We start from the raw sequence: 20733 nt of genomic DNA, 5'->3' as shown, positions 1-20733 counted from the left end.
CCTAACATTTTGTTGGGACACCAGGTGGAGGCATCCATGCCAGAGGGTTTGCTGGTCATTCGACCGAATATCGCGATGACACCGACGGTCTGGGGCACGCGACATGCCCCGGTTCCGACGCCGCGCGGCGGTCGCTGGCCCGCCCCGGAACCGTCCCGGCCGATCGGCCTGCTCGACTCCTGGTGGCTCGTCGCCGCCGCCGCACTGGCATCGACGGGACTCCTCGGCGCGGCACTGTGGATCGCCACCCATGTGAATCCGGACCCAGCACTGCACACCGCGGGACTGTTCGTCCACCTCGCCGGGCTGATGCTCGGATTCGGTGGCGTCCTGATCGCTGATTACCTGGCCGCGCTGTGGCTACTCGGGCGCAGCACCCTCGCCGAGGCGATGGCCGGAGTCTCCCGGATGCACGTGCCGATCTGGCTCGGCCTCGCGGCGCTGGTGGCCAGCGGCATCGTATTGGAGCCGAACCTCGATTCCCCACTGACGCAGACCAAGATGGTGCTGACCGCGCTGCTCACCGTCAACGGATTACAGACCACGGTCTTGAGCAGGCGGCTGGCCGACCACTCGGCAGCACCACTGCCACCCCGATTACTGGTATGGGGCGCCACCTCGGGCGCGATCTCCCAGGTCTGCTGGTGGGGAGCGATGGCCATCGGCTTCTGGAACGCCCAGCGCTGACGGGCGACGCCCAGTCGACCAACCCTCCGTGATCCAGATCACGGAGTCACACCTCTTCCCTACATACCCCTAGGGGGTATATGTTCGTAGCAACGCACAGCGAACTCAGAGAGGCGAAACGATGACCACCAACGCCCACGCCGGACACCACACCCATGCCGGTCACGCTGACACCGCGACCCAGCCCGCGCACGCCGGACACCAGGACAACCACGCCACGCCCGGAATCGATGCCAACGACCATGCGGCACACCAGCATCACGGCAAGCACGCCGCGCCCGAGCACGCCATCCACGCAGGCCACGGTGACGCCCACGCGGGCCACGCCGCGGGCGCGCCGGGCGGTCTCCTGGTCACCCAGGACGGGTACACGCTCGATCTGGAGACCACGATCGCCGAGCCGGGCGGTATCGACTTCCGGTTCCGGATCCTCGGCCCGGACGGAACCGCTGTCACCGAGTTCGATCCGATTCACGATCGCGAACTGCATCTGATCGTCGCGCGGCGGGAGCTGACCGGGTTCTGGCACGTCCATCCGGTACGCGAGGCCGACGGCACCTGGGTGATCCGCCTCGACCTTCCGGAGGCCGGCGCCTACCGCGTGTTCACCGACATCGCGCCGCGCGCCCTCGGCCGGACGATCACCCTCGGCGCCGATCTCGCCCTCGCGGGTCACTATGCGCCGCAGCCGGTTCCGGCGGCCGGACGGGCGGCGGAGGTCGACGGGTACGAGGTGACCGTGGACGGCGAGTTGCGCACCGAGGGTGACCTGCTGACGCTGACCGTGCGCAAAGACGGTGTGCCGGTGACGGATCTGCAGCCCTACCTGGCCGCGTTCGGCCACCTCGTGATCCTGCGGGCAGGCGATCTCGCCTACGTGCACGTGCACCCCAACGGCGAGCCGGGCGACGGGATCACCCCGGCGGGACCGGAGATCACCTTCCACACCGCGGTTCCCGGTCCGGGCACCTACCGGTTGTTCCTCGACTTCCGGCACGGTGACGTGGTCCGCACCGCCGCGTTCACCCTGACCGCGGGCGTTGCCGCGCCGCAGCACGCACACCACCACTGAACAACGTCCCCCACGACGGCGTCGCTACCCGAATCGGGTACCGGCGCCGTCCGCATTGACACAGCCCTCAGATCTGGACAGATGATCACCAGGCTCTCAGGCAAGCATCGCCCGAGAAGGAAAATCCACCAGAGCCTGTTGATCTTGATCCCGGGGCTCGCCCAACCTAGGCGGTGCTGGTCGACCCCGCGGACAGGAGTCGGGTCGCGATGGATCGAGCGGCGTCGACTCGCGCGGAATCGCCGATCTGGCGGGCGATATTGGCGGCACTCACGACCGCGTCGAGTTCGAACACCAGGAGCTCGGGGTCGGCGCCGGCGAAGTCACCCTGTTCTTGCGCCTTGCGAATCTCGGTGGTCAACAGGCCCAGCCACGCGTCACGGTCTGCGACCACGGCGTCGTGGACCGGGCCGGACTTGCTGCTGAATTCGGTCAGCGTGGCGACGCGGAAGCAGCCGCCGGGGAAGGGCGGTTCGTCGATATGGGCGAACCAGCGGTCGATCAGCGTCCGGATCCGGTCGATGCCGCGCGGTTCGCGCAGGCTCGGCGCGACCACCTGTTCGATGAACACGTCACGGGCGGCCTGCACGGCGGCCAGCTGGAGCGCTTCCTTGGTGCCGAACAGCGTGGCGATGCCGCTCTTGCTGATGCCCAGGTCGGTGGCGAGCATGCCGATGCTGAGACCGTCCAGCCCCTCGATGGAGGCGAGTTCGGCGGCGCGGCGCGCGATGGCCGCCCTGGCGCGGGCGCCCTTGGCCAGTCGTTGATCGCCGGACTCGGTCAGCTGGGTCATGGAAACCATTGTTCCACCGCCTCTTGCATGAGTGAACGATCGGTCGTACTTTTATCTACGAACGATCGTACGTTCTTATTTCTCTCCTGCAAAGGACTCCCCATGACCGACGTTTCCGCTCGGCCCGAAGATCCACCGACCAGCACGACGGCCGACACCGGCGCAGCGGGCCGCACCCTGGCCGTCGCCTCGGGCGCCGCGTTCATCGCCTTTCTCGATCTGTCCGTGGTCAACATCGCGTTCCCGACCATCGCGACCACCTACCCCGGCACCCCGACCAGCACCCTGACCTGGATCGTCAGCGGCTACGCGATCGCCTTCGCCGCGCTGCTCACCCCGGCGGGCCGCCTCGCCGATGTACTCGGCCGGCGCAGGCTGTTCGCGCTGGCACTGGCGGGCTTCGCGCTCACCTCGCTGCTGTGCGGGCTCGCGCCCGGCGCGGGCTGGCTCATCGCCGGGCGCATCCTGCAGGGCATGACAGCGGCATTCATGGTGCCCGCCGCGCTCGGCCTGGTCCTGGCGGCCACACCGCGGGAGAAGATCGGCGCGGCCATCGGCGCCTGGTCGGCGGCGGGCGGATTCGCCGCGGTGGTCGGTCCGGCGGTCGGCGGCGCGCTCGTCGAGAGCCTCGGCTGGCGGGCGGTCTTCCTCGTCAACGTGCCGATCGCGATCGCGCTGATCGTGCCGGGACTGCGCCTGCCCGCGACCGAGGACACGCGCCGCGACTCCGCGCTGCCCGATCCGGTCGGCATCCTCGCCGTGGCACTCGGCCTCGGTGCCGTCATCGCCGCGGTCACCGAAGGTCAGAGCTGGGGATGGACCGCACCGGGCACACTGCTCGCGCTGATCGGCGGCACCGTGCTCGTGGTGTTCGCGCTGGCCCGCTCGAGGCACCACCCTGAACCGGCCGTCGCCGTATCGCTGTGGCGGAACCGGCAATTCGCGTTCGCCAACGCGGGCTCGTTCCTCTTCGGTGCGACGATGTTCGCCTGGCTGCTCGCGGGACCGATGTTCCTGGACACACTCTGGGGCTACTCGGTGCTCGAGTCGGCGGCGGCGCTCACCGTCGGCGCGGTGGCCGCCATGGTGACCTCGGTACTCGCCGGCCGGATTACCACACCGCGGGGTCAGCGCTGGGCCGGGGTGGTCGGCGCGCTGATGTACACGGCCGCGCTGGTGTGGATGAGCACCGACGCGTTCGGACCCGACCCGGCGCTGTGGTCGGCGTGGGTTCCCGCCGGGCTGCTCGGCGGTGGCGGCATCGGCCTCGTTATCACCGTGCTCGGCACCGCGGCCGCGAGTTCGGTTCCCCCGCAACAGTTCGCGGCGGGCATCGGCATGACCGTGACCGCCCGGCAGGGGGGTGGCGCGCTCGGTGTCGCGATGCTCGCCGCCGTCTTCACCGCCGTCCCCGACGACGCGGTGCGCGCCTTCCACACCCTGTTCACCGTGTGCGCGGTGATCGGCGTCGCGGTAGCCCTGCTGCTCGCCGTGCCGTCGCATGCCCGAACCGCCGACCAGAACTAGGAGTCTCGAGATGTCCTCCACCACACCGTTGTCCGCGCAGTTCACCGAGGCCGACGACCCGCTGCTGATCTCCCCCGACGAGGCTGTCGCGGTTCTGCGGGGTGCACCGTGGCAGCGTTTCGCGGTACTGGGCGACTCGATCGCCGCAGGCACCGGCGACCCCAGCCCCGGCTACGCGTCCACCGGCTGGGCCGACCGGGTCGCGGCCACCTTGTCCGCGGTCAATCCCGCACTGGCCTATCGCAATACCGGGCGTATCGGCGCCACCAGCACCCAGGTTCGCGAACGCCAGTTGCCCGAGATCCTGGAATTCGCACCGGATCTCGTGCACGTCAGCTGCGGCGGGAACGATCTGTTCGAAGCCGGCTACGAGCCGGACCGGCTGCGGGACAACCTCTCTGCGATATTCGCGGCGCTGGCGGAATCGGGGGCACAGGTGTCCACTTTTACGATGGCCGATGTCTGGGGCATCGAGCGGATGGCGCCGATGCGGGCGATGCAGCCGCGCATGACCGCCTTGAACGACGTGATCCGTTCGGTGGCAGCAGAATACGACGCGGTGCTCACGGAATTCTGGGAGCACCCGGTGCGGACGCGGGCCGATCTGATGAGTGCCGACCTCATCCACTTCACGATGAGTGGGCACGCGGTGGTGGCGAGTGAGGTCGTTCGCGCGCTGGCCGGACGGCTCCGCCGCGCCTGATCGCTGCCCCGGCTCGCAGACGCATCCAGCGTGGAACCGGTTGCCTCCCGCAGCCGGTTCCACGCACCGGTCAGCTGTTGCCGCGCACCAGCTCGGTACCCAAGGCGACGAGTTCCGCCCGGACTTCCGGCGGCCCGACGACTTCCACGTCGGCGCCCCAGCCGGCCAGTTGCCGGGCGACCATCTTCGCGGTGTCGGCGGTGACCCGCGCACGGACCCGGCCGTCGTCCGCCGGCCCGAGCAGGGTGCAATGGCGGCCCTGCTGATCGGCCAGGATCGGGGCCAGCGCGGCGGAGACGAGGACCGTGGCGGCCACGGCGGCACGACGCTCCTCCATTCGGGTGACGATCTGCGACCACTCGGCCTGAAGGTCGAAATCCGCGGGCCGGGCGGCTGTTTCGTCGAGGAGGGTGACCTCGCCGATCCGGTCGAGGCGGAAGGTCCGGCGGCCGCGGTCGGTGCCCGCGATCAGGTACCAGACCGTTTCCTTCTCCACCAGACCCCAGGGACTCACCGTGCGGACGGTGCGCTCCCCTGATCGCACATACTCGATGCGCGCCCGGCGGCGATCCACCACCGCCTGTTGCAGCGACGACAGCGCGGCGGGCGGTTCCGGATCCGGACGGCCCCAGCGGGCTGGATCGACGACGACCGCATCGGCCGCGGCGGCCGCGTCCTCCCGGAAGGTCTGCGGCAGCGCCCGCACCAGCTTGCGCAGTGCGGACTTCAGCTCGGGTGCGGCCTGCGCCGCGGGGCCCGCCAGCAGGAACAGTGCCCGCGTCTCGCCTGCTGTCAGCCCGGACAGGTCGGTGCGGGCGCCGCCGATCAGCGACCAACCGCCACCGCGCCCGGCCTGGGGATACACCGGGATACCCGCCGCCGACAACGCCTCCAGATCGCGGCGCGCGGTCGCGACCGATACCTCGAGTTCGGTGGCGACCTCGGCAGCCGTCACCCGGCCACGCGCCTGCATCAACAGCAGGGTGGCTACCAATCTGTCCGCTCGCATACTCGCTGATTCTGCCGAACAAAGTGCTCATTCGGTGAGCACTTTGGCTGGCAGAGTTGTTCTCACCACAACGACGACACAGGAGCAGACATGCTGCGCGGAATGGCCACCACCACCTACTACGCCGACGACCTCACCGCCGCCAAGGACTGGTACGCCGAGTTCCTCGGCATCGCACCGTATTACGAGGTGCCGGGCGGCTACTACGAGTTCCGGGTCGGGCCGATGCACGCCGAGCTCGGCATCATCAATCGCGCCTACGCTCCCGCGGGCGCGCGCAACGCTCCCGGTGGCGGCGGTGTCGTGTTCTGGCATGTCGACGACCTCGCCGCCACCTTCGCCCGCCTGCTCGAGCTGGGCGCCACCGAGTACGAGCCGATCACCGAGCGCGGCGAGGGCGCCGGGTTCGCGACCGCGGCGGTGCTCGATCCGTTCGGCAATGTCCTCGGGATCATGAGTAACCCGCATTTCGTCGCGATGACCGCCGACCGGGACGCGGCAGCCTCGGCCTGACAGTTCAGGCGGCGAACCAGCGCTCGAGGACGGTGGCGACACCGTCCTCGGCGACGTCGCCGGTCACCTCGTCGGCCAAGGCGAGCACCGCGTCGGGCGAGCCGGCCATCGCGACCGAATGCGCCGCCCAGCGCAGCATCTCGCGATCGTTGAAGCCGTCGCCGATGGCCAGTGTCGCCTCCGGTTCGACGCCGAGCGAGCGCCGGAGTCGTTCGAGCGCCCAGCCTTTGGACACCCCGCGCCGTGACACGGTGACCCACGGGCCGAATTCGCCGTGCACCCACGAGGCGTCGGGCACCACCAGCGATGCGAGCATCCGCACCATCTCCTCGGCGCTCCCACCGGGCCACCAGCCGTTGAGCCGCGGCGTCGGCGCACTGCTCAGCACGTGATGATCGACCAGCTGGAACTCACCGATGGAGAATTCCCCCGGTCCGTGGCCCGTCGCCCAGACGCCCTCGCCCACCCGTTCGGCCGCGAAGATCATGTCGGGAAACAGCGCGCGCAAGGCCAGTACGGCGGGCCCCGGATCGAACGACTGCACCGCGACCGGTTCACCGCGCGCCACATCGACGTGTACGGCTCCGTTGGAACACAACGCGTGCCCCTCGGTGAGCCCCAATTCCTTCAGCACCGGCCGCGTCGTCAGCACGGTGCGCCCGGTCGTCACGACGACATGCGCCCCCGCCGCGACCGCGGCCCCCACCGCCGCCGCGACCCGCGCACTGATCGCGAACCCCGTAGCCAACAGAGTCCCGTCCACATCGAGCGCAATCAATTTCGGCGCTCCCCCGAGTACTGCCATCACCCTATTGTGCCCGCCCCCACCGACACCCACGCGATATTTCCCACCGCTACCAGCAACAATCTCCGGATGTTCCAGCTGAACGGGACCGGCCACTCAGCGGCGGGAACCGTCCCGCCGCCACCCGCTCCGCAGAGCAGTGGGCAGCCGCCAGCCGCCTCACCCCGTCATCGGTACGAACGCGAGTGGCTGCCGTTCGCCGGGCGGTCTACCACTCAGCGGCGCAAGCCGCCACCGACCCCTCCACCACCACCGCCGATGCCACCACCAATGCCACCACCGCCGACGCCACCACCACCGCCAATGCCGCCACCACCGACGCCACCACCACCGCCAATGCCGCCACCACCACCGACGCCACCACCACCGACGCCGCCACCACCGACGCCACCACCACCGACGCCACCAGCCTTGGAACCACCGGACGACGCACCACCGGAAGAGGCGCCACCCGACGATGCCCCACCGGAGGATGCTTTTCCGCCGGAGTCACCGCCGAAAGCACCGCCACCCGAGGCACCACCACCGGAAGCACCACCGCCCGAGTCACTTCCGCCGGAAGCACCACCACCCGAGGCGCCACCGCCAGATGCGCCGCCACCCGACGCACCACCACCGGAAGCACCACCACCCGAGTCACTTCCACCGGAAGCACCGCTGTCCGAACCGCCGCTCGATGCGCCACCGCTGGTATCGCCACCCGACGCGCCGCCGGAGGTTCCGCCCGTAGCGCCGCCGGACGCACCGCCTGCGGAGGTGTCGGTGCCACCCGTTGTTCCACCGCTGGGGGCGCCGCCGTCGGTCGAGCCGGGGCCTGTTGTTCCACCGGACGAGGTACCTCCGGGTGTCGTGCCGCTGGTGCCGGGTGCGCCGGAAGGTGCTGTACCCGTACCGATTCCGCCGACGGATCCCGAGGTGCCGGTGGAGGGTGTCGTTGTGCCGTCCGTCGGTGTGGTCGGAGCCGGGGCGGTGCCGGGAATGGTGGCACCGGGTTCGGTGGGTGTGCCCGGTGCGGGGACCGAAGGGACGCCCGAACCTGGTGTCGTGATCGGACCCTCGTTCGGGAGTCCGGGGGTGCCCGGGTTGGTCGGGACGTTCTGGGAAGGTGCCTTGATACGGAAAGGCAGCGGGTTGATGAAGCGTGCGGGGTCGCCGTAGGTCATCCTGGCCAGCGGTGAGAGACAGTCGTCGCCCGTGTCCTGGTGGCCGGGGCCGCCGCGCTCGCCGCCGGTGAGGGACTTGCCACGGCCCGCGTTCGCGGGGGCGACGATCATTTCGTAGGCCGTCTGCGCGGCGACGGCGCCTGCGACGCGGACCCGGCCGGTGAGCGGGTCGACAGCACCGAGCAGCCCGGTGGCCTGGGCGGCGACGAGGTCGGCGCTCATGTCGTAGAGCAGCGCTTCGGTGGGGCCGCCGAGGGCCGGGAAACGGTCGAGGACCGGGGTCAGACCCGGGTCGAAGGGGCTGCCGAACACCGTCATCGCCGACATGGCGAGCGCGGAAACGACGGCGGCACTGGAGAACACGGCCACGTGCGGCGCCGAGGGGCCGCCCTCCTGCACGGGGGCGAACGTGCGGGCCGCCAAGGCTGCCGCGCCCGAGGCGACCACCTGGCCGGGGTCGGCGACGGTGACCAGCGGGACGCCGAGTTCGGCGAGCGCGCGCGCGACCTCGGGCGGACGCGAAGCTCCGCCGACGATCAGGATGCGCGAGAGATCGGCCAGTCGCAGGCCCGCGGCGGCCACGCTCTTGCTGACCAGCGGGAAGGTGTCGCGGATGTGCTCGGACCGCAGCGCATCGGTGTTCACCATCGAGGTGAGCATCTGCGTGGCACGGCCCGATCGGGGCGAACCGATGTAGCGGGCGACCATCTCGCCCAGCGGCTTGCCGCCGAAATCGGTGGAGCGCACCGGAGTTCCGACCATCGGATGGTGCGGCCAGTCCGGTCCGACGCGCAGGACGGTGAGGTCGAGACTGTTCGCACCCAGGTCGTAGACGAGGACGAAACCCGGAGCCAACGGCCCCTGGTCGGCCTCGAGCCATTCCGCGGCGGCGACCGGTTCCGGCGCGAGCAGCACCTGCCCGGCGCCCGCCAGGTGCAGCGCCTGCCCGAGCCGTCCGACCTGTTTGTCGGAATACACGGCGGGATAGGTCAATACGGCGCCGGCTGCCGGTTCGGCCAGCTCGATGAGCCCCGTGACCACCGCGGCGATCAGGTTGGTCGCCGAGTAGAACCGGCCACCGATCACCATCGGTTCCGGCTCGCGGCTCAGGTCCGCGAAATCCGTCACCGCCGTGGCGAATTCGTTGATCGCTCCGATGCGGGGCCGGCCCGCTTCGTCGAAGGTGAGTGCGGTACGCCGTGTGCGCACCGCCGGTTTGGTCGGATCATCGGCTACTGCCGCCGTAATCGCATTGACCGTACCGATGCTGAAGCCCAGACCTCTGGTCATGTTTTTGCTATCCCGTCAACGCACCGTGACCACGTCCAGCACGCGAGCGCACCATGTGGCCGCGGTCGTCTTCCAAACAGCTCGCACAGATTAACCGGCCGAAATCCGAATTGCTGCCTGATTGATACGAAAGACGTGACCTTTGGCCCTTGTTGGATGGTTTTTGCAGGTGAACAGGGATGCGGACGACCGTCCAGTCCCCTGAACGCTCCCAGATCGACTGGCAGACTCCGGGATACAGCTACTCGCTGGTAATCGACTTGAGCCCCTAATGAATACATTCCTTCGGTCTGTTATGGCCGTCAATTAATGCACTTACCGACCGGTAATCAATTCAATTACTGCCTATCGGATTTCGAATATCGCCCCAGGGCGGTACCGCATATCGAAGCGCATGCCGAAACCTATGACGCATCAACGTCGCGGCCGATACCCGCCGGCACCGGCCCGCTCACCGCGGTTGACTCGAAGCGCGGAGAGACACCGAATCGACCTCCGAATATTAAGGGAGAGAAGGGAATAACTATGTCCACTCGTTTCGCCGGCCAGGTCGTCCTCGTCACCGGCGCCGGTTCCGGCATCGGTCAGGCGGTCGCGCAGCGGGTCGCGTCCGAGGGCGCCGCCGTCGTCCTGGGCTCCCGCGGCAAGGATCAGGGCGAGCAGGTCGCCGAACAGATCCGCGCGGCGGGCGGACGGGCGCTGTTCGTTCCCACCGACGTCACGGTCGACGCCGACGTCGAACGGCTGACCCAGGCCGCGCTCACCGAGTACGGCAGGCTCGACGCGGCGTTCAACAACGCGGGCGCGGTCACCGCGTTCGGTCCGATCGCCGAGATCGACGACGCGGCGTGGCGCACCGAGCTCGACCTGAACCTCACCGGGGTGTTCCACGGGCTGCGGCACCAGGTGCCCGCGATCATGGCCTCCGGCGGCGGCGCGATCCTGAACAACGCGTCCAATCTCGGCGTCGTCGGCATGGCGTCGGTGGCGCCGTATGTGGCGGCCAAGCACGGTGTCGTCGGGCTCACCAGGTCGGCAGCGCTGGAGACCGCGGCATCCGGAGTCCGGGTCAACGCGCTGGTCTCCGGCGCCGTCGACACCCCGGCGTTCCGCGCCTCGATGGGCGCCACCCCGGAGGGCGAGGCGGCGATCGCGGCGCTGCACCCGATCGGGCGGATCGCGCAGCCCGCGGAGATCGCGGCGCTGTGCGCGTTCCTGCTCAGCGCCGAGGCGTCGTTCGTCACCGGAGCCGCGGTCACCGTGGACGGCGGCTTCACCGCGCAGTGAACGCCGAAGGCCCGCCGCGTCGTACTCGGACGACGTGGCGGGCCTTCGGTTTCGCGGATCAGCTGCGAGCGAGCAGACGCCGCAACGGGCGCTCGTGCGGCGCCGCCGCGCCGCCTGCGCGCGCCTGGGGCCGGCGGGCGCGCACCAGACGATCGAACTCCCGCGCGTCACGAGCGGGCTCGCGCAGCGTGCCGGTGTTGAAGTCCGCGGCGAGCTGCTGCACGGTCTCCTGCGCGCAGGACTTGTTGGTCCCGATGAAGCCGGTCGGGCCGCGCTTGATCCAGCCGGTCACATACGTGCCGGTGACGACCTCGCCATCCGCCGCGGCGAGCACCCGGCCCTGCTCGTTCGGGATGACGCCACGCGCGTCGTCGAACGGCAGATCCTTGGTCGGCACCCCGCGGTAGCCGACCGAGGTGAGCACGACGCCCGCCTCGAGCAGATCGGTGTCGCCGGCCGGCACCGCACTGGTGCGGCCCTCGGCGTCGGTGACCAGCTCGTTGCGCTCGACCCGCACACCCGTCACCGTGTCGGTGCCGAGGATCTCCACCGGCGAGGACAGGTAGCGGAACACGATGCGCCTGCGCTCGCCGAACGGGCGGTTGGCGACGCTGTGCAGCAGTCGCAGCTTCTGCTCGATCTTGTACGGCAGCTCGGGCGTGACCTCGGGCAGCTCGCCTTCGATCGCGATGTCGATGTCGGCGGCCAGCAGGCCGACGAACTCGGGCACCGTGAACGCCGACTCGGCGGGGCCACGACGACCCAGGATCACGACCTCTTCGATCTTGCTCTCCCGCAATGCCTTCAGCGCGTGCGGCGCGATGTCGGTGTCGGCCAGCGTGGCCGGATCGACGGTCAGGATGCGGGCGACATCGAGGGCGACGTTGCCGTTGCCGACGATCACGACGCGCTGCTGGTTCAGATCGAACCGGTCGTCGACATGCTCGGGATGGCCGTTGTACCAGGCGACGAAGTCGGTGGCCGACACATTGCCGGACAGACCCTCACCCGGGATACCCAGCTTGCGATCCGAGGACGCGCCCACGGCGTAGATCACGCTGTGGAAGTGCTCGAGCAGATCGGCATGGCTGATGTGCTTGCCGATCTCCACGTCGAGGTAGGTACCGAAGCCCTCCTGCTTCGACATCACGTCGAACAGGTCGGCGACCTGACGGGTGCGCTTGTGGTCGGGCGCGACGCCGAGCCTGGCCAGACCGTAGGCCTGGGGCAGCCGGTCGAACATGGTGACCGCGACGCCGGGCTGGGTCAGCAGCTCGTCGGCGGCGTACATCGCCGACGGGCCCGAACCGACGATGGCGACGCGCAGCGGCGAACGCTGGGTGTCGATCGCCGGCGGCATCACGGGCCTGGCCAGGGTCGGCCGGTCGCGCTGGATGCGGTAGAAGTCGGCGTTGATCTCGATGAAGGGCTTCTGCTCTTCGGTGAGCTTCTTCGACGAGGTGATGGCGTCGACGGGGCATGCGGTGGCGCAGGCGCCACAGTCCACGCATGCCGCCGGGTCGACGTAGAGCATCTCCGCGGTGAGGAAGTCCGGCTCATCCGGGGTCGGATGAATGCAGTTGACCGGGCATGCGTAGACGCACGAGGCGTCACTACAACATGACTGGGTGACAACGTATGGCATGGTGCTACCGACTCAGGCCGCGTGCTTGGCGGAGCGCTTGGGCTCCGAGCGGTAACGGCTGGACGGGCCGTCGATGCCGAGCAGCTTCCAGACCCGCTTGGCGACCGGGTTCATCAGACCGATCTCGTCGGCGAGCGCGCGCACGTCGATGAAGTAGTCGGCGAAGACCTGCTTGGCTTCCTTGGAACCGTAGAACAGCTCCTTGCGGACATCCTTCGGCATGTCGAACTGCTTGAAGAAGGTCTTCGGCGGGGTCGCGATGGCACGGCCCAGGATGAACATGATGATCGGCATGGCGATCGAGAGCACAGCCTTGTTGAGCGCGGGCTGGGCAGGCACGTTCTTCTTCAGGAACTCGTGGGCGAAGGAGATGTGGCGAGCTTCCTCGGCCACGTGGATCGCCATCACGCCGCGCATGATCGGGTGGATGTCGTCACCCGAGCGCAGGATGTCCTTCTGGATGTGGTCGATCGGCTCTTCGCCGGCCAGCACGGCCATGAAGAACAGGTTCGGCATCGCGGCGCCGACCGGCGCGGCCAGGTGGCGCAGCTGACGCACGAGCGGGTTCATGCCCGGCACGTCGGCGACGCGGTTGACCATCTCCTGGAACATCAGAGTGTGGTTGTGCTCTTCGATCATCTCGTGCGAGCAGTACCGGAACTCCGGGTCGTTGTTCTTCAGGTTGAAGATGTGCTGCATCATGCCGATGATCAGGATGGCCTCGAACTGCAGGCCGACCTTGGCGACATTGGCCTGGCGGACCTTGCCGATCTCGATCTTCTCGGCCAGCGGCAGCGCCTGGTACCAGGCGTGGCGGCCGATCGGGTCGGCCGAGGTGACCAGGACCCAGCGCTCGGGCTTGTGGTCCGGGTCGAACTCCGGGTTGTCCCAGTCGATGTCCTCGAACGGGTCGAAGTGGCGGTTGACCGACGCCTCCGACAGCATCAGCAACTTCTCGGCGTACGCCTGAGCCTCCGCGACTACGGGATCGACGTCAGGGGTGGTGGGCGCAGACATCGTCGTCACTGCCTCTCCTCAAGGGACGTTTACTGTTTCCAATAGTTACACCTACGAGAGGTCACGTCAACTCTGCAATGGTCCCGATTTCGCGTGTTCGGCGCGTCGAAACGCCTGGAGGAAAAGCTACTCACCAGTAAAAATGGTTCTACCTGTGACACTGCGTCATGCACAGTCGTGCGGAGCCGGTCGGTAGGCGCGGAAAATAAGTTCGCGCCGAGCGCGCCGTTTCGCCGAACGGACCGCCGGTACCGGCTACCCTGCGCGAACCCAGCGCGCGGTGCAGTGCCGTGGACGCTCAGCGAACGGCTCGACAACTCAGCCGACGGCGGGCGGGATGTTCGCGTTGTGCCAGAACACATTGGCCGGATCCCACGCGGCTTTGACCGCGCGCAACCGGCCGTACTTGGCACCGTAGGTCTGCGCGACCTGCTCCTGCCCGGTATCGCTCAGGAAGTTGACGTAGCCCTGCTCGGCACGGGCGAACGGGCGCAATTCGGTCCAGAAATCGCGCACCCACGCCCGCTCGGCGGCGAAACCGGCCGGATCGGGGCACGACCCGGAGACATTGACGACCACGCCCGGAGCTCGCGACCCGCCGAACGCGGAGTCGGCGTCGGCCGTCGCGCAGAACTGCCCGCACAGCGGCATCACCGGCATCACCGACAACGGCGAGGTCCGCAGCGGGTAGTGGCGCACCATCACCTCGGCCGCCGCGACATCGATCCGGTCCAGGTACAGCGACTTCTCGTAGGCGCACATCCCCCACGGCGCGATGTCGTCGAACAGCTGCTGCAACGCCGGGTACGGCATCTCGGCGACCAGTTCCCAGGCCGGGGCCGGGGTGAGTGCCCGCAGCAGAACCACCGCGTCGGCGAGATCGTCGGCCGTGCCGTCACCGGCGATGCCGACCACGAAACCGGGTTCGCCCTGCCAGCGCTCCGGGACGAACGGCGCGGGCGGGCCGCTGATCGCGTTCATCGAGCCGCAGTGCCGATCGGGCAGGTTCATCAGTACTGCCTGGCCCTCGGTCAGCGCGGCGACGCCGTCCTCCGGTGGCCAGAACAGCAGCGCTACCTGCACCATCGGCCCGAATTCGTGCAGGTCGAACTCGAAACTCGTGACGATCCCGAAGTTGCCGCCACCGCCGCGCAGGGCCCAGAACAGATCGGGATTCTCCCGCTCCGACGCCACGACCACACGACCGTCGGCGGTCACCACCTCCGCCGACACCAGGTTGTCGCAGGTCATTCCGAACAGCGGGGTGAGCCAGCCGAACCCGCCGCCGAGGGTGAGCCCGCCGATACCGGTGTCGCTGATGAAACCGCCGGTCACCGCGAGTCCCTGGGTCGCGGCCGTGCCGTCGAGCTCGGCCCAGGTCGCGCCGCCACCGCAGCGAGCGCGCCGGCGCAGCCGGTCGACGAGCACACTGTCGAGCCTGCTCAGATCGAGCATCACCGCGCCGTCGGCCACCGCGTGACCGGCGTAGTTGTGGCCACCGCCGCGCACGGTCAGGTCCGCCTCTATTGCCCGGAGCACGCCGACCGCCTCGGCGACCTCGGCGGTGTCGGCGGGTCGCACGACCGCGAGCGGCCGTTGGTCGATCGCGCCGTTCCAGACGGTGCGAGCCTCGTCATAGCCCGCCTCCCCTGGGCCGATGACCTGCGCTCCGATGGAGCGACGTAACGGATCTACGCTGAACACCCCGGTCGACATGATGTCTTCCTCCGGTCCTGGCGCCTGCGCTCAGGCGGGTGAACCCCCGGGTTCCCGACCACCGTCGACGCGGCCCGCGCGCTCCCCGCATGCTCGGCCCCGCCCGATTCGGTGCGGCCGCGACCGCACCGAATCCATATCGTCCCACCGGGTGACCCCGGGCAACAGGGGCGCGGGATCTCAGCTCTGCGGCAGATCCGGGATCCGGGTGGCGCGAGCGTAGACAGTCTCGCCCTCGCTGAGGTGCAGGGCCGCGGCGTCACCGCGGGTGACCTGCGCGGCGAACTGATCGCCGGTCGCCGCATTGCGCAGCTCGAGACGCACCTCGAAACCGAGCCGGACGATGCGTTCGACCGTCGCCCTGGTGACGCCCGCGGACTCCGCGGTGCCCTCGTGCTCGGCCATCGCCATGCTCGGATCCCGGCCCACGCGAATGTCGTGCGGGCGCACCAGGTGGCCGTTGAGCCGGGCCACCGCACCGAGGAACGACATGACGAACTCGTTGGCAGGGCGGTCGTAGACGTCCTCGGGCGAGCCGATCTGTTCGATGCGGCCCTTGTTCATCACCGCGATCCGGTCGGCGACGTCGAGCGCCTCCTCCTGGTCGTGGGTGACCAGGACGGTCGTCACGTGGACCTCGTCGTGCAGCCTGCGCAGCCACTTCCGCAGGTCGGTGCGGACCTTCGCGTCGAGGGCGCCGAACGGCTCGTCGAGCAGCAGCACCTGCGGGTCGACGGCGAGCGCGCGCGCCAGTGCCATGCGCTGGCGCTGGCCACCGGAGAGCTGCGCCGGGTAGCGATGCTGGAAGCCGTCCAGGCCGACGATGCCGAGCAGCTCGTCGACGCGCTTGTCGATCTCCTTCTTCGGCCGCTTGCGGATGGTCAGGCCGAAGGCGACGTTGTCGCGCACCGTCATGTGCTTGAACGCGGCGTAGTGCTGGAACACGAAGCCGATGTCGCGCTTCTGCGGCGCCACGTGGGTGACGTCGTTGCCCGCGATCATCACGATGCCCGAGTCCAGCGACTCCAGGCCCGCGATCGAGCGCAGCAGTGTCGACTTGCCCGAACCGGACGGGCCGAGCAGGGCGGTCAGCTCGCCGGAGGTGATGTCGATGCTGACGTCGTCGAGTGCGGCGAAGGAACCGTAGTTCTTGCGCGCGTTGGTCACGGTGATCATTCGGGGCCCCGCTTGCGTTCGAGGAGAGTCATCAGGAGAAGTACCACCAGGGCCATGCCCATCAGCAGGGTGGCCGCGCTGTAGGCGCCGAAGGTGTTGTGGTCGTTGATGTAGCGACCGTGCACCAGCAGGGTCAGCGTCTGCGACTTGCCTGGCAGTGCGGTCGAGACCATGATCACCGCGCCGAACTCGCCGAGTGAACGAGCGACGGTGAGCACGACGCCGTAGGTCAAACCCCAGCGAATGGCGGGCAGGGTGATCCGCCAGAAGGTCTGCCAGCGGTTGGCGCCGAGCGTCGCGGCGGCCATCTCCTGGTCCTCACCGATCTCGTGCAGCACCGGTTCGACCTCGCGCACCACGAACGGCAACGTGACGAAGATCGTCGCGATCACCATGCCGGGCAAACTGAAGATCACCTTGAAGCCGGTGTTCTCGATCGCGCCGAACCAGCCGCCCGCGCCCCAGAGCAGGATCAGCGAAACACCCACCACGACCGGCGACGTCGCGATCGGCAGGTCCACGATGCCCTGGACCAGATTGCGGCCGGGGAACTTGCTACGGACCAGCGCCAGCGCGGTGATGACACCGAAGATCACGTTCAGCGGGACGACGATGGCCACGATGAGCATCGACAGCTGGAATGCCGAGATCGCCGCGGGCGTGGTGATCGAGTCGATGAACGCACCGATCCCCCGCTCGAACGTGCGGTACAGAATGATCCCCAGCGGCAGCACCAGCAGAATCAGCAGGTAGCCCAGCGCCACGGTGCGCAGCGAAAGGCGAGTGAACACGGAGAGCTTCATTCGGCTGCCCTCTCCTTCCGGGACGCACGCTCAGCCAGCAACCGCAGCACGAACAGCGTGGCGAAGGAGATGACCAGCAGCGCCACCGAGACCGCCGCCGCGTTCAGCGGACGGTCGACCTCGATCTGCTGCTGGATGTACTGCGAGGTCATCTGCGTCTCGCGCGGGATATTGCCGCCGATCAGTACCACCGAGCCGTACTCGCCGATCGCCCTGGCGAAGGCGAGACCGCCGCCGGAGATGATCGCCGGGGTCAGCGTCGGCAGCACGATGCGGCGGAAGGTGATCCAGTTGCTCGCGCCGAGCGAGAGCGCGGCCTGCTCCACTTCCTTGTCGACCTCGATCAGCACCGGCTGCACCGACCGCACGACGAACGGCAGCGTGACGAACGCCAGCGCGACGACCAGACCGGGCTGGGTGGCGTTGAGGTGGATGTCGACCGGACTGTTCGGGCCGTACAGCGCGAGCAGCACGATCGAGGCGACGATCGTCGGCAGCGCGAACGGCAGATCGATCAGCGCGTTGACGACTCCCTTGCCGGGGAACTCGTCACGCACCAGCACCCAGGCGATGAGGGTGCCCATCACCACATTGAGCACGGCGACGACGACGGAGACGCCGATCGTCACCCGCAGCGAATCGAGGGCCGCCGGCGCGGTGACCGCGTCCCAGAAAGCCGACCAGCCGCCCTCGAGCGAGCTGACGGTCAGCGCCGCCAGCGGCAGGAGCACGATGATGCTGAGCCAGAGCACGGTGATGGCGATGCCGAGCGGGCCCACCGAGCCGGTGACGCGCAGCCACGACCAGCGTGGTCCGCGCGCGGGCGGCGGCGATTTCTCCAGTTTCACGGCAACGCCGGGATCGGGGGTTGTCCCGGTCCCGGCGTGCCCACTGCTGTCAGTCACAGTTGTCCAGTATCGCGTGTGCGCTGGGTCACGCCCTACTTGGTGGCCTGGTCGTAGATGACCGCGACCTTGCCGGTGCCCTGTGCGAACAGCTCCTTGTCGACGGCCTTCCAGCCACCGAGGTCATCGATGGTCCACAGCTTGGCCGGCTGCGGGAAGTCCTTGGCGAACTCGGCGGCGACCTTCGGGTCGACCGGACGGAAGCCGGCCTGCGCCCACGCCTTCTGGCCCTCGGGGGTGAACAGGAAGTCGCGGAACGCGGTGGCCTTGGCCAGGTTCTTGGAGTTCTTCAGCACCGCGACCGGGTTCTCGATCTTGAAGGTGGTCGGCGGGTTGATGTGCTCGATCGGGTCGCCGTTGCGCTCGGAGAAGATGGCCTCGTTCTCGTAGCTCAGCAGCACGTCACCGGTGCCCTGCAGGAAGGTCTCGGTGGCTTCGCGGCCCGACTTCGGCTGCACCTTGACGTGCTCGGGCGAGATCAGCTGCGCGAGGTAGTCCAGGCCGGCCTGCTGGTTCTTGCCGCCGTCGCTCTTGGCGGCGTAGGGGGCGAGCAGGTTCCACTTGGCCGAGCCCGAGCTGAACGGGTTCGGGGTGACGACCTCGACACCGGGCTTGAGCAGATCGTCCCAGTCCTTGATGCCCTTGGGGTTGCCCTTGCGCACGACCAGGGTGACGACCGAGCCGAAGGGGATGCCCTTGCTCGCGTCGGCGTTCCAGTTCGACTCCACCAGGCCCGCGTCGACGAGACGGGTGATGTCGGGCTCGACCGAGAAGTTCACGACATCGGCCTCGGCGCCGTCCTTGACCTTGCGCGACTGGTCGCCCGAGGCGCCGTAGGAGGCCTGGATCTGCACGCCCTTGCCCGCCTCGGTCTTGTTGAACTCGGGCACGACCTTGTCGAAGCCCGGCTTCGGGACGGCGTAGGCGTAGAGGTTGAGAGTGCCCCCGCTGCCGTCGGCTCCGGCGGCGCCGTCGGTCGAGTCGCTGGCGCCACCGCCGCAGGCGGCCAGGGTGACCGCGGCGACAGCAGTGAGCGCGATGGCGGCGGCGCGGCGGCGCGAGCCGATCCAGGTGTTGCGAGACATCGGGGTGAACCTTTCGGGAAAGACCTGCGGCGCAACGTTTTTCACTGCGGCAGGGAACGTTCTTGTCGATCGGTAGACCTGTCGTGTGCGGAAGACACGACAGTCGGCGCGACTCGGGCCCACTGGCCCCCGGAGTGACGGACTACGACTGCGAAAGGAAAAGCGCGCGCCAGTCTACTGGGCAGGAACGCGCAGACGTGTCCGGTGGCCGATCATCGACAGAGGATGTCCGCGACGGCGAGGTTGCCGACAGCGATCAACGCCAGTTCATGGCGGATCTGCGGGGCGACACTCGACGACACAGGCAGACTGTAGCAGATTGCGACATGATGATTCGAATCGACGAGAGTTCCACACCGAGGGGGGATTTCATCCTATGACCATGGCTCCTGACCGCGTCCGGGTGCGTTTGCCGGAAATCAGCACGCGCGCCTGGGAACACCCCGCCGACCGCACCGCACTGGTGGCGCTGCGCTCGCTCAGCGGCTTCGACACGGTGCTGCGGGCACTGTCGAGCCTGCTGCGAGAACGTCAGCACCGGCTGATGTACCTCGCGACCGCCGTCCGGGTCGACGACCGCCAGTTCCGCACGCTGCACGAGCTGCGTGCCGACTGTGTCGGGGTACTCGACGCGCAGACCACGCCGGAGATGTATGTCCTGCAGGACCCGTCGGTCAACGCCTTCACCATCGGCATGGACCGGCCGTTCATCGTGCTCACCACCGGCCTGCTCGAACTGATGGACACCGAGGAACTGCGGTTCGTCATCGGCCACGAGCTCGGGCACGCGCTGTCCGGGCACGCGGTGTATCGCACGATGCTCCTGCACCTGATGCGGCTGTCGGCCTCGGTCGGCTGGCTGCCGGTCGGCGGCTGGGCGCTGCGGGCGATCGTGGCGGCGCTGATGGAGTGGAGCCGCAAGTCGGAGTTGTCCGGCGACCGGGCCGGGCTGCTGTGCTGCCAGGACGTGGAGGCCTCGGTGCGCGTGCACATGAAGACCGCAGGCGGCGCCTGGCTGCACGAGATGAACCACGGCGCGTTCCTCGACCAGGCCGACGACTACCTGCGCTCGGGTGACCTGCGCGACGGTGTCCTCAAGCTGCTCAACCTGGAACTGCAGTCGCACCCGTTCTCGGTGCTGCGCGCCGCCGAACTGCGCCGCTGGATCCAGTCCGGCGACTACGAGCGGGTGCTCGGCGGCAGCTACCCGCGCCGCGAGCACGACAAGAACGCACGGATCGGCGACGAGGTCAAGGAGGCGGCCCGCAGCTACCGCGAGTCCTTCGACCAGTCCGAGGATCTGCTGGTGCGCACCGTGCGTGACCTGGGCAAGGACATGGGATCGGCGGTGAACACCGTGGGCCAGGAAGTCGGGCGAACGGTCGCCGATCTGGGCAAGCGCTTCGACGACTGGCGCAAGAACTAGACCGGAGGCGCCGGCGCGGGCCGCTGCTCCCGCCGGCGCTACCAAAAAACCCCGTGAAGAAACACGCGGAGGTTTGAAATATAAACAAAAGAAGCCTCCGACAAAGTTTAC

Annotated in this window: 19 protein-coding genes; 7 read left to right on the top strand and 12 right to left on the bottom strand. The window is 68.6% G+C overall.

Translation table 11 applies throughout. From position 1 onward, the window contains the following. Nucleotides 1-36: 36 nt before the first annotated feature. The gene (locus tag ACFVAV_RS27100) at nt 37-687 is read left to right on the top strand and encodes a hypothetical protein (protein WP_379038231.1); all 651 of its coding nucleotides are present in this window, start codon (nt 37-39) and stop codon (nt 685-687) included. Nucleotides 688-808: 121 nt separating this feature from the next. Continuing rightward, nucleotides 809-1759, top strand: coding sequence for a hypothetical protein (locus ACFVAV_RS27095; RefSeq protein WP_379038230.1), 951 nt, complete (start codon nt 809-811; stop codon nt 1757-1759). Between the two features lie 166 nt (nt 1760-1925). Here ACFVAV_RS27095 and ACFVAV_RS27090 read toward each other — a convergent pair whose 3' ends face one another. After that, on the bottom strand, nt 1926-2552 hold the full coding sequence (locus ACFVAV_RS27090) for a TetR/AcrR family transcriptional regulator (RefSeq protein WP_379038228.1): 627 nt from the start codon (nt 2550-2552) through the stop codon (nt 1926-1928). A gap of 102 nt (nt 2553-2654) precedes the next feature. Here ACFVAV_RS27090 and ACFVAV_RS27085 point away from each other — a divergent pair, with 102 nt between their 5' ends. Together ACFVAV_RS27085 and ACFVAV_RS27080 are read left to right on the top strand one after the other, a co-directional pair. After that, nucleotides 2655-4079 carry an MFS transporter gene (locus tag ACFVAV_RS27085; protein WP_379038227.1) on the top strand — a complete coding sequence of 475 codons (1425 nt, stop codon included), beginning with the start codon at nt 2655-2657 and terminating at the stop codon, nt 4077-4079. Between the two features lie 10 nt (nt 4080-4089). Then, nucleotides 4090-4782, top strand: a complete 693-nt coding sequence (locus ACFVAV_RS27080; RefSeq protein ID WP_379038225.1) for an SGNH/GDSL hydrolase family protein — start codon at nt 4090-4092, stop codon at nt 4780-4782. A 70-nt stretch (nt 4783-4852) separates the two neighbouring features. On the opposite strand, the gene ACFVAV_RS27075 is transcribed toward ACFVAV_RS27080, so the two are convergent. Then, entirely contained in the window at nt 4853-5791 is a 939-nt protein-coding gene (locus tag ACFVAV_RS27075) for a helix-turn-helix transcriptional regulator (RefSeq protein WP_379038224.1), read from the bottom strand. Between the two features lie 90 nt (nt 5792-5881). Between ACFVAV_RS27075 and ACFVAV_RS27070 the strand changes: the two genes are divergently transcribed. Continuing rightward, a complete protein-coding gene (locus ACFVAV_RS27070) occupies nt 5882-6304 on the top strand; it encodes a VOC family protein (protein ID WP_379038221.1) in 423 nt (140 codons plus the stop codon). A gap of 4 nt (nt 6305-6308) precedes the next feature. On the opposite strand, the gene ACFVAV_RS27065 is transcribed toward ACFVAV_RS27070, so the two are convergent. Next, complete coding sequence (locus ACFVAV_RS27065) at nt 6309-7109, bottom strand: HAD family hydrolase (RefSeq protein ID WP_379038220.1); 801 nt, start codon at nt 7107-7109, stop codon at nt 6309-6311. Nucleotides 7110-7324: 215 nt separating this feature from the next. Next, the gene (locus ACFVAV_RS27060; RefSeq protein WP_379038218.1) at nt 7325-9562 is read right to left on the bottom strand and encodes an Hsp70 family protein; all 2238 of its coding nucleotides are present in this window, start codon (nt 9560-9562) and stop codon (nt 7325-7327) included. A 525-nt stretch (nt 9563-10087) separates the two neighbouring features. On the opposite strand from ACFVAV_RS27060, the gene ACFVAV_RS27055 reads away from it, so the two are divergent. Continuing rightward, the gene (locus ACFVAV_RS27055; protein WP_379038216.1) at nt 10088-10849 is read left to right on the top strand and encodes an SDR family NAD(P)-dependent oxidoreductase; all 762 of its coding nucleotides are present in this window, start codon (nt 10088-10090) and stop codon (nt 10847-10849) included. A gap of 58 nt (nt 10850-10907) precedes the next feature. Here ACFVAV_RS27055 and ACFVAV_RS27050 read toward each other — a convergent pair whose 3' ends face one another. From ACFVAV_RS27050 to ACFVAV_RS27015, 8 genes are all read right to left on the bottom strand, one after another. After that, the gene (locus ACFVAV_RS27050) at nt 10908-12494 is read right to left on the bottom strand and encodes an FAD-dependent oxidoreductase (RefSeq protein ID WP_379038213.1); all 1587 of its coding nucleotides are present in this window, start codon (nt 12492-12494) and stop codon (nt 10908-10910) included. A gap of 12 nt (nt 12495-12506) precedes the next feature. After that, a complete protein-coding gene (locus ACFVAV_RS27045; RefSeq protein WP_379038443.1) occupies nt 12507-13511 on the bottom strand; it encodes a diiron oxygenase in 1005 nt (334 codons plus the stop codon). Between the two features lie 318 nt (nt 13512-13829). Further along, nucleotides 13830-15227: an FAD-binding oxidoreductase gene (locus ACFVAV_RS27040; protein ID WP_379038211.1), complete on the bottom strand. Its 1398-nt coding sequence runs from the start codon at nt 15225-15227 to the stop codon at nt 13830-13832. Between the two features lie 180 nt (nt 15228-15407). Beyond that, the gene (locus tag ACFVAV_RS27035; RefSeq protein WP_379038210.1) at nt 15408-16403 is read right to left on the bottom strand and encodes a sulfate/molybdate ABC transporter ATP-binding protein; all 996 of its coding nucleotides are present in this window, start codon (nt 16401-16403) and stop codon (nt 15408-15410) included. Continuing rightward, complete coding sequence (gene cysW, locus ACFVAV_RS27030) at nt 16400-17206, bottom strand: sulfate ABC transporter permease subunit CysW (protein WP_379038208.1); 807 nt, start codon at nt 17204-17206, stop codon at nt 16400-16402. Before cysW ends, ACFVAV_RS27035 begins: the two co-directional genes overlap by 4 nt. Beyond that, a complete protein-coding gene (gene cysT / locus ACFVAV_RS27025; protein WP_379038442.1) occupies nt 17203-18054 on the bottom strand; it encodes a sulfate ABC transporter permease subunit CysT in 852 nt (283 codons plus the stop codon). Before cysT ends, cysW begins: the two co-directional genes overlap by 4 nt. 92 nt (nt 18055-18146) lie before the next feature. Further along, the gene (locus ACFVAV_RS27020; RefSeq protein WP_379038206.1) at nt 18147-19196 is read right to left on the bottom strand and encodes a sulfate ABC transporter substrate-binding protein; all 1050 of its coding nucleotides are present in this window, start codon (nt 19194-19196) and stop codon (nt 18147-18149) included. Between the two features lie 212 nt (nt 19197-19408). Then, entirely contained in the window at nt 19409-19498 is a 90-nt protein-coding gene (locus ACFVAV_RS27015) for an Ms4533A family Cys-rich leader peptide (RefSeq protein ID WP_019045829.1), read from the bottom strand. A 74-nt stretch (nt 19499-19572) separates the two neighbouring features. Here ACFVAV_RS27015 and ACFVAV_RS27010 point away from each other — a divergent pair, with 74 nt between their 5' ends. After that, complete coding sequence (locus ACFVAV_RS27010) at nt 19573-20622, top strand: M48 family metallopeptidase (protein WP_379038204.1); 1050 nt, start codon at nt 19573-19575, stop codon at nt 20620-20622. The last annotated feature ends 111 nt before the right edge of the window (nt 20623-20733 follow it).

Origin of the sequence: Nocardia sp. NPDC057663 (assembly GCF_042799895.1) — a bacterium.
GTDB lineage: Bacteria > Actinomycetota > Actinomycetes > Mycobacteriales > Mycobacteriaceae > Nocardia.
Note: the sequence above shows the minus strand (reverse complement) of the source record. Positions and strands in the feature narration are given on the sequence as shown.